Here is a 13,550-nt window from a genome sequence, read left to right on the forward strand (position 1 = left end):
CCCACACGTCGTGTTTAAGGAAAGTTAAATCATTGACTTTTTACATCAACTATGATATTTTATATTGCCATCAATAAAAATCACATATAAAATAAACGTGAATATCTCTCCATCTGTCCAAAAACCGCGTGTCTCATGGCAGGCGGTTTTCTCACTGCTGATATTTGTGTTCATGTACCTGCCCGTACTAGTACTTGGCTTTTATAGCTTCAATCAGTCGCCCTACAGTGCAACTTGGCAAGGATTTACTCTTGATTGGTATGGCAAGTTGTTTAATGACGATCGTATCTTATCAGCTTTCCAAAACAGTATGATCGTTGCTGGTTTTGCAGTGGCAATTTCAGCAGTGCTGGGAACCTTGATGGCAGTTGGGTTGGCGCGTTACGAATTTCCTGGTAAGAAATTGTATCGTGGTGTTGCTTACCTACCATTAATTATTCCCGATATTGCGATCGCAGTGGCTACCCTAGTATGTCTAGCGGCCTTTGCAATACCTTTGAGTTTGTGGACGATAGTTGCAGCCCATATCGTGTTTTGTCTGGCTTACGTCGGACTTGTGGTTGCTTCCCGACTGACTAATTTAGATCCCCACTTAGAAGAAGCAGCACTAGATTTAGGCGCTACACCAATGCAAGCTTTTATCAAAGTATTGTTACCTCAATTAATGCCTGGGATTGTCGCTGGTTGTCTCTTGGCTTTTGTCCTCAGCTTAGATGACTTTCTCATTGCCAGTTTTACTGCTGGTAGCGGTTCTAACACCTTGCCAATGGAAATTTTTAGCCGCATTAGAACCGGAGTTAAACCTGATATTAATGCTCTGAGTGTAATGCTAATTTCAGTATCTGCGATCGTTGCTCTTGTAGCTGAATTAATTCGCGTTTCTGGAGAGAATAAAACTTTTAAATAAAAGTCGCTATTGGCAATAAAAATTATGGGTAATTTGGTTCTTTGTGAACTTTTTTCGGTAAGTAACAACAGCTATCTTAAAGAAGTCATAATTCATAATTTACAAGTAGGGTGCGTTATGCCGTTATCCTAACGTACCATGTTACCCAACCGAATTCTTGCTCCTAACTCCTGTACAGACGCGATTAATCGCGTCTCCTGACATATTTTTATAATTTTTAAGCACATATAAAAAATTCCGTGTTCGCTTCTCTACATAACTGTTTTCAATTAGATAATATTGGGGCTAACTTTGGAGAAGATGCTATTTCCCCCTGATTATGCAAATCTGCCAAAATCCCCATTGCTCAAATCCATTCAACTCTGATAGCAATAAATTTTGCGTGAGTTGCGGACAAAGCAACTTTGGCAAATTTCTCAGAAACCGTTACCGCGTATTGAGACTCTTAGGTGAAGGTGGGTTTAGCAGAACATATGCTACAGAAGATGTAGACAGACTAAATGCCCCTTGCGTCATCAAGCAATTTTTCCCACAATTTCAGGGAACAGGACAACGCACGAAAGCAGCACAATTTTTTAAAGAAGAGGCTTTTCGGTTGTATGAACTTGGAGAAAATCATACCCAAATTCCCAGATTACTAGCTTATTTTGAACAAGGTGCTAGCTTGTATCTCGTACAAGAATTTATTCAAGGAAAAACTCTTTTACAAGAAGTTCAGCAACAAATCTATGGGGAAAAACAAATTTGGGAACTTCTAGCTGATTTATTGCCAGTTCTGGAATTCATTCATACTCATAATGTTATTCATCGAGATATCAAACCAGAAAATATTATCCGCCGTGCAAGTGATGAAAAACCCGTCTTAATTGACTTTGGCGGTGCTAAACAGGTAACACAAACCAGTTTAGGAAGACAAGCTACGGTAATTTATACCCTTGGTTATGCCCCAACTGAACAAATGGCTGGATTTGCTTGTCACGGCAGTGATTTGTATGCTTTAGGTGTAACTTGCGTGCGTCTTTTAACTCAATGTTTGCCTTTGCAGGATGCTTCTGGACAGATTAATGACCCTATTTATGATGCTATGAACGCTAAATGGTTATGGCGCGAACGGTTACAGAAAAAAGGTATTATTATCAGTGATGATTTAGGGAGAATTTTAGATAAATTACTCAAACATCTACCGAGTGAAAGGTATCAAACAGCAGTAGACGTTATCAACGATTTGAAGTTTACAAGATCGAATATTGAACCTGTTGCCCTGAAAATTGTTTCGATGTCTCAACCGATATTACCACCGTTACCGCAAAAAGTAATAGTACCATTACCTCCTTTAGAAACTTTTGAATTTGACGTAGTAACAGTAGACACAACTGGTAGAGAAGTAAATCGCATCAGCTGCAATGCAAACTTTTTTGCCGAAGAATTGGGTAAGTCTGTCACATTAGAAATGGTATTGATTCCTGGTGGTACTTACATGATGGGTTCACCGGAGTTTGAAGGGGATGCTGACGAACGTCCTCGACATAAAGTTACCATTGAACCATTTTTTATGGGGAAATTTCCGGTAACTCAAGCACAGTGGAGAGTAGTAGCAGCTTTACCTAAAGTTAAACAAACTTTAAATCCCAATCCATCGAAATTCAAAGGTTTAGATAGACCAGTAGAAAATGTATCTTGGTATGAGGCTGTAGAATTCTGTCTCAGGCTATCAGAAAAAACTGGACGTGACTATCGTTTACCGAGTGAAGCTGAATGGGAATATGCTTGTCGTGCTGGAACTACAACATCTTTCCACTTTGGCGAAACGATTACCTCTGAGTTAGTCAGTTGCACTCTTGAACCAAAAAGCAAATTCCGTAAAGAAACAACAAACGTCGGTAGTTTTGAAGTCGCCAACGCCTTTGGATTGTACGATATGCACGGGCTAGTTTGGGAATGGTGTACTGATTCGTGGCACAACAATTACAACTATGCACCCTTAGATGGAACAGCTTGGGAAGTTGGCGGTGATATAAATCGCCGGGTGCTACGCGGTGGTTCTTGGAATTTTAGTGCAGAACTTTGTCGCAGCGCCAGTCGTAGCTGGAATGAGTCAGACGGGGGATTGAGGATTTCTGGCTTGAGAGTAGTATTTTCTGTAGAGGAGATTATTTAGTAATTTAATTAGAGTACGGCACCACCTGAAGGTTTTGGTACTTTACGTACTCCGTCTTAACCCACCCTACATATACTTAGATTTTTTCACAAATCAAATAGGATTGCTATATAATACTTAGTATTACAGAGAAAACCTCATCCTAGTTACCCCATTAGCACTTGTGAGTAAATTTTAATACGTAGAATAACTGAATATTACTTAGATATTTTGCATTTTGAAAATTAGAAGCAGGATTTTTTAATGATCAGCTTAAGTAATTCCGAAAAAGGTACAGTTAGCAGCACAGCAGCCACTAAGAGGCTGGCAAGGGCGATGATGGTTTCTGGTGGAGAGTTTTCACTATTATTAGCCTGTTGTAACTCTGTTCCAAGGCAGCAGCAAGTGCTGAATTTGTTAACAGAATTTTCATCAGCAGATATCCACGAAGTTCTGCTTTCACCTGCGGCTGACAAACTGTACACAGCTATTACAAATGAAATTGGTACTACTCAACCCGAAGCTTTGATGGTAAGGGGTTTAGAATCTGTAGTGGCAATTAACCAACTAATCATCAGTACCAATATCATGCGAGATGAGTTTCGGAAACAGTTTCGGTTTCCCTTGGTGTTGTGGATAAATGATGAAATTCTCTGCAAGCTAGTCTGGCTAGCACCTGATTTCAAAGACTGGGCAGCCAGTACTATTAGATTTGATGTAGCTAATAATCAGTTATTTGAATCTAAACAACAAGCCATTAGCGCCTAATATTGTCTGAGATGACAAAATCTCAGCTACGGTTCTGTCCCATTCTTTTCTAAAATTATTTTTATTGCCCGTAGGACTAGAGGACGTTTTGATTGAGTGCATTTTCATGCAGAATTTTTATAAGGAACAAACAATTAGTACATCAGCGTCAGTCTTTATATCTGTTTTAGAAGACAGATACTAAACTAATTCCAACTGGTGAACTTGTGGAATTATGTGCTTTATTATCCATTTTTAGTTGAATACTATTTATTAGTCCTATATTAATATGAAAATTATGTTGAAAAACTACTTTAAGCCCAATCAAGCGCGAATTTTGACTGCTTTGATTTTAACTGGAATTTTGTCTGTTGCTAGCGGTTCAATACTTATCAAAGGGGCGACAGCTGCTTCTGCCAACTTCTCGTTAGAAACAAGCAATGAAGTTCTTAAAGACAATGTTAAACTAAACCGCTTGCCACGTCCAGTAGCTAACGCGGTACTGCGAGATTTAGCCCGCAGACAGGGAATTTTAATCAGAGAACTGAAAATTATTGATTATAATCAACAGACTTGGCGCAATGGTTGCTTGGAACTGCCTCAACCTGACGAACTCTGCACCGAAGCGTTAGTTCCGGGTTGGCTGGTTGTGGTATCTAATGGCAAACAAAACTGGACTTATCATACCAATCAAACAGGTTCCGCAGTCAGGCTGAATGAAAAAGCTAATGAAAGTACACTAGCCCCTGTGCAAATTCCAGTCAGCGAGTTACCACCACCGTTAAATAGAGATGTAATATTTCGGCAAATCTCCAGTGGTGGTATTACTGGCAGAACCTACGAGACTGTTTTACTTAAAGATGGGCGATTGATTCGCGTGCGGATTGGTGATGCTAATGATTCTGAGCGTACTGTTCGCCGTGTTTCTCTGCAACAGGTGCAACAATTTCAGAGATTTTTAGAACGTTCTAAATTTAGTAAATTCCAGAATCTAAGTTACCCAGCCCCCAGTGGCTCTGCTGATTATATCACCTTCACTCTCAGCAGCCAAGAGGGTACGGTTCAGTACAACGATATTTCTCAAAATAACCTGCCAAAGAATTTACAAGCAGCAGTCAAAGCCTGGAATCAGATTGCAGTCAGGGCACAATAAGGAATCAGAATTCAGGAGTCAGAATTCTGTTTTGATGGAATGAAATAGCGATTGTTTTAGCGCTTACAATCGAAACGATCGCTATTCATGCTGATTGTTGATAATTTGATCATGGCTGTAGCCAAATGATGAAAAGGTTTGTAAAGTGGTGTGTTGAGTTTCATTCTTGGTGGAATATTCGCCAAAGCAGAAAGTCTCTTTTGTTTGCCGTTATCGTTACCTTGAGTATGGTAGCTACGGTGATGCTATCGTTCCCTTTGAACGCTCAAATTAATCTGCCGCGATACCTTCGGTGGGCTACGCCAACGCCCACATCTGAGTTAAGGGGAGTATGGTTAACAAATATTGATAGTGATGTGTTATTTGAGCGCGATCGCCTCAAGGGATCTTTGCAACGTCTTGATGAACTCAATTTTAACACGATATATCCGGCGGTTTGGAATTGGGGATATACATTGTATCCTAGCAAAGTTGCAGCCAAAGTTATCGGGCGATCGCTCGATCCGACACCCGGATTACAAGGGCGAGATATCCTCAAAGAAATTGTTGATGTGGGACATCAAAAAGGGTTAACAGTGATTCCCTGGTTTGAATTTGGCTTCATGGCACCAGCAGATTCTCTATTAGCTAAAAATCGTCCCCAATGGCTCACAAGTCGCAGCGACGGGACTCGGATTGTCAAAGATGGGAATGATAATCGCGTTTGGCTAAATCCCTTTCGCCCAGAAGTACAACAGTTCATTCAAGATTTAATCGTTGAAATTGTCAGAAACTACAATATTGATGGGATTCAATTTGATGACCATTTTGGCTTACCATCAGAATTAGGGTACGATGCCTATACAGTGGCACTTTATAAAAAAGAACACCGTGGTCAAGCTCCCTCGAAAAACTCTCAAGATCCAGAATGGGTACGTTGGAGAGCTAACAAAATCACCGAGTTTATGAAACGGGTATTCAAAAGTATCAAAGCCACTAAAAAAGATTGCCTAGTTTCCGTTGCTCCGAATCCTCAACGTTTTTCCTACGATTTCTCATTAGCAGACTGGCAGAAGTGGGAACGGCTGGGAATTATTGAAGACTTAGTTTTGCAGATATATCGGGATGATTTGAATGTTTTTGTTAGTGAATTAGAGTATCCAGAAGTGAAAGCAGCAAAAAGCCATATTCCAGTGAGTGTGGGCATTATAGCGGGGTTGAAAAATAAATCTGTGCCGATGCAACAGATTCAGACACAAGTGCAAAAAGTCCGCGATCGCAATTTTGCTGGAGTCTCATTCTTTTTCTATGAAACCCTCTGGAATATGAGCAAAGAAAAGCCTCAAGAGCGTCAAACTGGCTTGCAGAAAATTTTCCCCACACCCGTTGCTTACCCAAATTTGCTAGCAGGTTGGAAACCCTAGAAAGAAAGAACAGAGGAGACCCTCTGGGACATGAGCAAAGAAAACACCCAACAACGCCAGATTGGCTTTCAGAAAATCTTCCCCACACCAACCGCTTACCCGAATCTGCTAGCAGGTTGGAAACCCTAAAAAGAAAGAACAGAGGAGAGGGAGAATCACGACTCCCATCTCCCCTGTAACTTCCAGTGTTGCTGAATATACAGCAGATTTCAAGGAAAGTGAAGTACACAAGCTCAGTCTCAAACCCAGGTGTAAAGCCTGTTTTACTTCTGAATTCTGACTTCTGAATTCTGCTGTAAGTATGAAATTCAAAAATTCAATATTTCAGCTCTACTTGCCTTACCAAAACCCCTACCCAGAGCGTCGTTATCCCCGTGAATATGGTTTTGAGAAGTCGAACATATCTATCAAGTCGCCGATCGCGGGGCCATTAATCGGTGCATAAGGATTTGCGCGGCGGGTTTGAGGATTGGGTAGATTGTCACGACTACGATTGGTGAGTGGCGACAGTCCCCAGTTCTTCTCAATAAACTTCAGAATCGAAACATGGTCATAATACGTATGAACAACGCGACCACCGCGAGAGTATGGCGACACCACAATTAAAGGAATCCGTGTTCCGTCGCCGAAGAAGTCGAGGGGCTGAATGTAGCCAGAATCGAAATATCCACCACCCTCATCAACTGTGATCAGAATTGCTGTGTCCTTCCAGAGTTCAGGCTTGCTTTGAACCTCTTTGATAATCTTCTTAGTAAAAGCTTCAAACAGACTAAACTTTGACGACCCTGGATGACCGTCAAGTAAGCCACCAGGTTTCACAAAGGAGACTGCGGGCAGCTTATTGTTGTTAATATCGTTATCCAGATCCGTGGTGTCCTTCAAATGCTCCGTCCGTACCTTCTCATTCGTCATAATTGACGTCACGTACTGGAAGGGGTTGCAAATGTTGCAATAGACGTTGGTGTTACTGCTTGGATTTTTAACGTATCGGTTCCAACCTTCACCGTAGTAGCGCCACGAAATATTCTTTTCCAACAAGGCATCACCAATGGTGCGAACAGATGACGGCGGGATCACAAAGCCATTATTAGTGACCCCATTGTTAACCGTTCCGTTACCAAAATAGCCAGGATCGTAGTTGTTCAGGAGATAGTAGGTATTCGGCGCACAGTTGGACTTTGGTTTGTAGGGGAGGGAATTCAGATAATTCAAAACAGGTCTAACCCCTGGCTGGCTGGGGTTAGAACAATTAGTGTAGGTGCCGCCAGAATAGCCATCCTGTGTGTAGAAGTTGTTGGTTCCAGGCTGCGGGTTGGGATTCTCAATCTCATTTGGTGGCGGTGTGGCTGGACTGCCTTTGCCATTGCTATACCAAATGGCATCACCGATACCAATCATTACTGAGTTTGCGCCAGTACCACCCATGACAGGTTGATGGTAGTTGTCACTGATTGCGTAATCGTCAGCCAGAGATTTGAAGTATGGCATATCTCCGGTATTGACGTTGTAGAAGCCCATTGAGGTGGCACCCTCTTTATCGGTGAAAGTCGAAAACGGCTTGCCATTGCTGCCTGCACCGACGCTCACCTCGACCCAAGGGAAAAGATCCTTAAGACAGCCACTGGGATTGTCTGCACTCGCATGGCTAATGTTGCAATCCACCTGCTGCCACATCTGATAGAAGCGGTGTACAGGGCTGGCCGCGTAGGCGTCATAGGGCACACCAGGCGTCAGTTGGAAAGGGCCACTTCGTAACTTATTCACGTTCCTGATTCGGGTATCCACAGTACCACTCGGCAATCCAGTTGCACCGGTCAGTAGGAGTCCGAAATCCTCCGGCAGCAGCGCAGGTTTGGCAGCTTGGACGGCAGCCAAGGTCTTGAAGGGAGGCGGATTCGTGTCACTTGCAATTTGTCCACCGCCAGCTTTAGGCGGGGGTAGCGTTGTATAGGGTTTTTTGTTAGCAGGACTCAACGAGAAGGTATAGGTGATGGAAGCTTTGTATTGAGTTGCTGCTTGGAAGTTCGGTCCAGGCGTACCATCAGCATTGATAATCCCCTTGGATAACAGATTAGACACTGTTTGACCCGATCGCGGTTGGTAGGCACCGAAGACATGATCAAAGGTTCGGTTCTCACCAACAATGACAATGACGTGCTTGATCGGAGTGAGAGTCTTAGTATCGAGACTCTTAATCTCCTGAGCCTGGGCAAAAGTGGAGACTATCGGTCCTCCAGTAAGCCCCATAATAACTACACCAATTGATGTGTAGTTTAAGCATTTTCTTCTAAGAGGTTTGTCCAACATGAGATTACTATCATGAACTGCTGTAAGTAAGTTGGCGATCAAAATTCATATATGAAGAAATATAAATTTAAAGTAGAAACAGGGTGTATTATGCCATAGGCTAACGCACCTTGAATTGTTGACGGTGTGTTAGCTGAATGCGTTACGCACCGTACATGATTTAAATTTCTTAACATAGCTTGAAATATTAGCGCCGACTTACTTCATTTCAGATTAGTGGTACACCGTTAAAGTGTGATTATGTTTTTAATAAGTATTCTTTAAAGACAATACCTTTGCCAAAAAAAGAGTATGAAGAGAGAGGGCTGATGTAGTAAAGTTGTTGTCTTCCACAACTACAACTTCTTCCAAATTTTAAAAGAACAAATGAAGTTTAGGCAACTCCTAATACCGTTTCACTTTCATAAATAATGATACAAATACGTTGGTAGGGAACATTGCTCATTGGTGTCAACTTCAGATGAAATCTTCTGGAAGTTAAGTTGACACCAATGAGCATTGCTGTGCCCCTACTGCGTGGTCTATTTACCTAAAAATAGCTGTAAGTGAAGGTTCACCGACAAACACTTAAGAATCTGTCATGGTTTTTTAACCAAAAACGGTTTAGTTTAAGTCCCCCGGTTCAATAAAAAAGCAAGTTTTGTGGCGGGGTCTGTCTTGCAAAGTTGCTCCTCTACAGCGCTTCTCTGCGAGACGCTTTGCGAACGCGCATCCTGCGGCGGGGGAGACCCCAAGACCGCAATGCAGCGCTAAATCCCCGTTACAAAACTTAATTACGAATTACGAATTACGAATTACAAATTATTTAACTAGCTTGCTGTCCAAACCGTCTCTGTAATTCAGCCTCCGCTTCCTCAATTGTCATCGGCACCTGTTTTGGAGATTGGGCGCGTCTTCTATCAATGTAGACATGGAACGCTTCATCGTCGTTGCGATGCTCCAAAATATAAGCTCTTAGCTGTTCTAAAGGCATTTGTTGAAAGTTAGGTATTGTCATAACCAAAGAATCTCTCCAGTTGGTGTTACCTCAGCTTCGATTGAATTATTAGCCAAGAGATAAATATTTCTGGTGCGCTCGTCCAATCTTACAAGGTCTATTCGTTTATAAACCCTGGTAAGTTGGGCGCACACCCGAATTGCGGATATTGCTTGTTTGGGTGTTGGCTCCATAAGCACTATCCTATTCCCAATCGCCCAGCCAAGCCGGGAGTTAGGGGTAGAAGCGTGGTAATCATCAAGAATAGAGCTAAAAGACCCAAAGCGGCTCTAGCATCATCTGGTTCAGTGACTTCATTCAAGCTGGGACGTTCTTGTTCTCGTTGCAAAAAGAAAATCACGATCGCCCAGTACATGGCAAGAGTATTACCAAGAGACACTAGCGCCAGTAAAATTAAAGTTGCGATCGTTGCCCGTCCTGCGGTTTTGCGTCCATAAATTGCCTGAACAATGCGGCCACCATCTAGTTGTCCTGCGGGCATTAAGTTCAAAGCGGTAATTACTAACCCCAACCAACCAATCACCACTAGGGGATGAACACTTACCAGGGATGATTGCAAAGCCGAACCAAGGACAACTCGCGCCAAACTTCCCACCAAAATCGACCCTTGGAAAAACTGATTGGGCAATTGAAATAAACTACCTGGGTGGGAAAGCAGCAAGCCTGTCACCAACATTAACAAAGAGACAATACCACCTGCGGCTGGCCCTGCCAAGGCAATATCAAATAATACCTTGCGGTTGGGTAACAGAGACTCAAAGCGGGTAATTGCACCAAAGGAGCCAATTTGCACAGCAGGCAGAAAGAAAGGCCAGCTAAGGCGAATTTGGTGACGCTGGGCAAGTATCCAATGACCAATTTCGTGAGCTACTAAAATCGTCAATATCCCAGCACCTATGGGCAAAGCTTCTGTGAATCGCCCTGGATTGCCAAAGAAATCAAAATTTAGCAATAAGCCCGCAGCTTCTAAACTTGTGGCAATAGTTCCGATCAACAGAATACCTGCAAAAACTTTTTGCGATAACAACATCGGCCGGGGATCATTGCGGCTGGGTAGGACAATCACTACGGGTCTGCCGTCTGTGTTTTCCACTAAAAATAGGCGATATTGATCACCAAGGCGTTGCCCTAAACTTGCAGTTAGACGGTTGTGAACCTCTTCTGCTTCTCCCCGTAGATTGCCTTTGAAAATGGCCCCATCTTGGTAGGCGATCGTTTCTGTGGCAAAAAACGTATCGATACCGAAAATGCCTTTAATTGCATTTAAGTCGTCTTCCGGTAGTGGTGGAATCTCCGGTTTCAGTTCTGCGACTGCTAATTGTGGGGAATTTGCTGCAAGTGAGGAATCAGCCGCGAGTCTTTCTGTGGCGCGTTGCTTGAGGACGGCATCTTGCCCAGCTGCGCGTAACTGTCTGCCCAAGTAGACGTACAATCCGGCGGAAGTCACCACTAAGAACAATATACCCGCTATGTTGATGTAAATCCCGGCGGCAAACAATCCAAAAAACAGCAGCCAGGGAGTCATCAACACCACCGATTGTAACCAGGCTAAGATTCCCAGCTTACCAAAAGGTCTGGCGCGATAAAAGCCCCAGCCCAAAATGCCTAAAGCTACTAGTAGGATTGCCGCCAGGATAGAAGTTTCTGATAAAGTAAACATCTCCAAACCTTTGCTATTGAGACTGAGCCAGAACAAGTCCGGTATTGCAGATACATTTATTAATGTATAACGCCGCCTGTAGTCTGCCCAAATTATCCCACTTTGTGCGTAGTACCCATAATAAAAGAACCTCACGCCGCCTATAGCTACGGTGTACACACAAGTCCTAAAAACCTAGCTTGATAACCCTTGACTCAATGTCTGACTTGAGGCGGAGCCTCCAATACGCATTCCCAGTCAGAGACTCTTAACGAGAGAGAACGAGAGATTTCTTCTAAGTCCAATAAAGAATTTCAGCGTTTGGAAAGCGTCTACTAATCTCACTCTCAAAAAAGCAGCGCAACGCCTTCATTGTGTCGCGATCATAAACGTACTTCGTCCCACCAAACTTATTACGCTTGACGCTGCGTTTTGCCTCATCCATCTCTAATTTTGATTGCGGATACCAAGTTTGTAACACTTCTTTTGACCCAGGTGTGAACCGATGCGAGATTAGCTCAAAGGTAAGGTCACAGTCAAAATCCAGTGCCTCGTTTATCTGGTCAAACAAACTACTGTAGTGCATCTGCCAATCGTCTATCGGCATAATTGGCGCAATCACTAAGCCTATTGGATAACCGCCACCGCCACGCTCTTGTGGTAGCGCCAACCGTCGCAATGCATTAAGTCTGGATGCTACGGATGCTGTGCCACCTTCAAACTTACCAGAAATTGGTGCGGCATTAACACTCATCCGACAGTGAGTATGCCCATTGTGTGGTAAATCGAGTAATCCATCTACAGCATCAAATTTCGATACCCAACGTAGATGTGCATTGGTACGAGTGCCAAAATAACGGATACATTCAGCAAGACTTCCAGTTAAATGCTCAATACCCAATGGGTCAGTATAACAGCTAACTTCAAAAGTCGTGGTTTTCCCCGCTTGCTCGTAGTTAGCTAAGTTCTCTAATATCTGTGGTAGGTTTGCAAAAACGCGGATGACAGGTGGTCCCGACAAGCTACCAGCTAAGTAGCAGTATTGACAGTGAGCAGGACAACCCTCAGCAATGTGAAACTGCCAATCCGCAGAAGGTGGGATGGGACTCAGTTTAAAGGAACTGGGTGGTGCAGTAACTACCGCTAAGGTACGCTTGGCGATGTTGTAAGTATCTCGCTCAGACTCACCGCGCAGTCCCTTCAGGCGGTTCTGTGATAGTTCTTCTATTGGTAAGTTGAGTGACTGCACACGCGTAAGAATCTGCTGCCCCCAATCCTCATCTAGGGCAGCAGGTGTAAACAGTACCCGTTCAGGTATCCACAACCTTGGCGATTTTGTTTGTGTCTCTGATACTGAAACTTGGTCTGTAATTGTATTCAGCAATATCCTTCTCCGTTATTTAGTTTGCTGATTTTTGCAATTAATTTTCAAGGACTTGCTTAATTCGTCGCTCTAACAAATCAAGATCCAAACTGCCTTCATCACGGTTAATTCGACGCACAGTGGAATTAACATTACCTAAATTTACCAATAAATCTTGAAGAATTTCCTGCTGCTGACGGGCTTGCGTAACCTCGCGTGGTTCCTGTACTAAATCACGCACAATCGTATCTTCAGCGCGAGAGGCGATAATTGGATCGCTTTGCCCTTGAACGTGAACAAAGGTTCGTCGCCCTGGTCCCCGCTCCTCTTCTATTGGTATAACTGCTGTTACTTGGTCAGAACGCACATATTTGCCAAATCCCAAATGGACTAGCTCTGATGAGAGTATTTTCATATAATTGAAGCGTTATCTTTAAGTCTTAGTTATATTATAAAATCTAGAGAAGTGACCTTAAAGCCATAGACCATACGGCTTATACCCAATTCAAGGTAGTAGTTTCCTTTCCCAATTGCTGCTTGATATCTCTATGTCAGTCACACTATTCTTACCAGCTTTTAGGCTTGTTCTGGGGTTTCACCAAGCTCAATAAACTCAAGTTTTAGGTTGGAGTCTTAACCTTGGCTTGTTCGGTACAGCATTTCATTAATTTGTAGCGAATTAAATTTGGCAATACCTTGCAATGCCAATGCGTCTCTTTACAATGCCAATGCATCCCGATGCATTCTAACAGTCATATTTCTGCAAGTTTAGTTTGATTGCAAATAATACCTCCTTCAAGTTGTAAATTTATTAGTAGCCTCTTTGTTCACTTGTAGGATATCAGGACTTACGCAACTGGCACAATGCGATCGCTAACAAATAGTACTCTAGTACTA

At 42.9% G+C, this 13,550-nt stretch carries 11 protein-coding genes; 5 read left to right on the forward strand and 6 right to left on the reverse strand.

Features of this window, described 5'->3' with window-relative positions; translation table 11 throughout:
* Positions 1-97 precede the first annotated feature (97 nt).
* The 5 genes from HWQ38_RS23075 to HWQ38_RS23095 all read left to right on the forward strand — a co-directional run bounded on the left by HWQ38_RS23075 (position 98) and on the right by HWQ38_RS23095 (position 6,347).
* Positions 98-907: an ABC transporter permease gene (locus tag HWQ38_RS23075; RefSeq protein ID WP_366933336.1), complete on the forward strand. Its 810-nt coding sequence runs from the start codon at positions 98-100 to the stop codon at positions 905-907.
* A 319-nt stretch (positions 908-1,226) separates the two neighbouring features.
* Complete coding sequence (locus HWQ38_RS23080; RefSeq protein WP_292798246.1) at positions 1,227-3,065, forward strand: bifunctional serine/threonine-protein kinase/formylglycine-generating enzyme family protein; 1,839 nt, start codon at positions 1,227-1,229, stop codon at positions 3,063-3,065.
* A 243-nt stretch (positions 3,066-3,308) separates the two neighbouring features.
* Complete coding sequence (locus HWQ38_RS23085) at positions 3,309-3,812, forward strand: hypothetical protein (protein WP_292798248.1); 504 nt, start codon at positions 3,309-3,311, stop codon at positions 3,810-3,812.
* Positions 3,813-4,080: 268 nt separating this feature from the next.
* Positions 4,081-4,944 carry a hypothetical protein gene (locus HWQ38_RS23090; protein WP_292798250.1) on the forward strand — a complete coding sequence of 288 codons (864 nt, stop codon included), beginning with the start codon at positions 4,081-4,083 and terminating at the stop codon, positions 4,942-4,944.
* A 128-nt stretch (positions 4,945-5,072) separates the two neighbouring features.
* Positions 5,073-6,347: a glycoside hydrolase family 10 protein gene (locus tag HWQ38_RS23095; RefSeq protein WP_292798264.1), complete on the forward strand. Its 1,275-nt coding sequence runs from the start codon at positions 5,073-5,075 to the stop codon at positions 6,345-6,347.
* A gap of 366 nt (positions 6,348-6,713) precedes the next feature.
* Here HWQ38_RS23095 and HWQ38_RS23100 read toward each other — a convergent pair whose 3' ends face one another.
* The 6 genes from HWQ38_RS23100 to HWQ38_RS23125 all read right to left on the reverse strand — a co-directional run bounded on the left by HWQ38_RS23100 (position 6,714) and on the right by HWQ38_RS23125 (position 13,068).
* Positions 6,714-8,696, reverse strand: a complete 1,983-nt coding sequence (locus HWQ38_RS23100) for an alkaline phosphatase family protein (RefSeq protein ID WP_292798252.1) — start codon at positions 8,694-8,696, stop codon at positions 6,714-6,716.
* 763 nt (positions 8,697-9,459) lie between these two features.
* The gene (locus HWQ38_RS23105; RefSeq protein ID WP_292798254.1) at positions 9,460-9,651 is read right to left on the reverse strand and encodes a hypothetical protein; all 192 of its coding nucleotides are present in this window, start codon (positions 9,649-9,651) and stop codon (positions 9,460-9,462) included.
* Positions 9,648-9,824, reverse strand: a complete 177-nt coding sequence (locus HWQ38_RS23110; RefSeq protein ID WP_292798256.1) for a hypothetical protein — start codon at positions 9,822-9,824, stop codon at positions 9,648-9,650. The genes HWQ38_RS23105 and HWQ38_RS23110 overlap by 4 nt, the downstream gene beginning before the upstream one ends.
* Before the next feature lie 5 nt (positions 9,825-9,829).
* A complete protein-coding gene (locus HWQ38_RS23115) occupies positions 9,830-11,311 on the reverse strand; it encodes a site-2 protease family protein (RefSeq protein ID WP_292798258.1) in 1,482 nt (493 codons plus the stop codon).
* Positions 11,312-11,585: 274 nt separating this feature from the next.
* Positions 11,586-12,608, reverse strand: coding sequence for a spore photoproduct lyase family protein (locus tag HWQ38_RS23120; RefSeq protein ID WP_292798266.1), 1,023 nt, complete (start codon positions 12,606-12,608; stop codon positions 11,586-11,588).
* Positions 12,609-12,711: 103 nt separating this feature from the next.
* The gene (locus HWQ38_RS23125; RefSeq protein WP_292798260.1) at positions 12,712-13,068 is read right to left on the reverse strand and encodes a hypothetical protein; all 357 of its coding nucleotides are present in this window, start codon (positions 13,066-13,068) and stop codon (positions 12,712-12,714) included.
* Positions 13,069-13,550: the final 482 nt, after the last annotated feature.

This window comes from Nostoc sp. NMS7 (genome assembly GCF_017115085.1).
Lineage (GTDB): Bacteria > Cyanobacteriota > Cyanobacteriia > Cyanobacteriales > Nostocaceae > Nostoc.

What these genes read in the sequence shown, in the direction of transcription:
- HWQ38_RS23080 (WP_292798246.1), top strand. Translation starts at nt 1,227, where the DNA reads ATGCAAATCTGCCAAAATCCCCATTGCTCAAATCCATTCAACTCTGAT.
- HWQ38_RS23085 (WP_292798248.1), top strand. Translation starts at nt 3,309, where the DNA reads ATGATCAGCTTAAGTAATTCCGAAAAAGGTACAGTTAGCAGCACAGCA.
- HWQ38_RS23090 (WP_292798250.1), top strand. Translation starts at nt 4,081, where the DNA reads ATGAAAATTATGTTGAAAAACTACTTTAAGCCCAATCAAGCGCGAATT.
- HWQ38_RS23095 (WP_292798264.1), top strand. Translation starts at nt 5,073, where the DNA reads ATGAAAAGGTTTGTAAAGTGGTGTGTTGAGTTTCATTCTTGGTGGAAT.
- HWQ38_RS23105 (WP_292798254.1), bottom strand. Translation starts at nt 9,651, where the DNA reads ATGACAATACCTAACTTTCAACAAATGCCTTTAGAACAGCTAAGAGCT.
- HWQ38_RS23110 (WP_292798256.1), bottom strand. Translation starts at nt 9,824, where the DNA reads ATGGAGCCAACACCCAAACAAGCAATATCCGCAATTCGGGTGTGCGCC.
- HWQ38_RS23115 (WP_292798258.1), bottom strand. Translation starts at nt 11,311, where the DNA reads ATGTTTACTTTATCAGAAACTTCTATCCTGGCGGCAATCCTACTAGTA.
- HWQ38_RS23125 (WP_292798260.1), bottom strand. Translation starts at nt 13,068, where the DNA reads ATGAAAATACTCTCATCAGAGCTAGTCCATTTGGGATTTGGCAAATAT.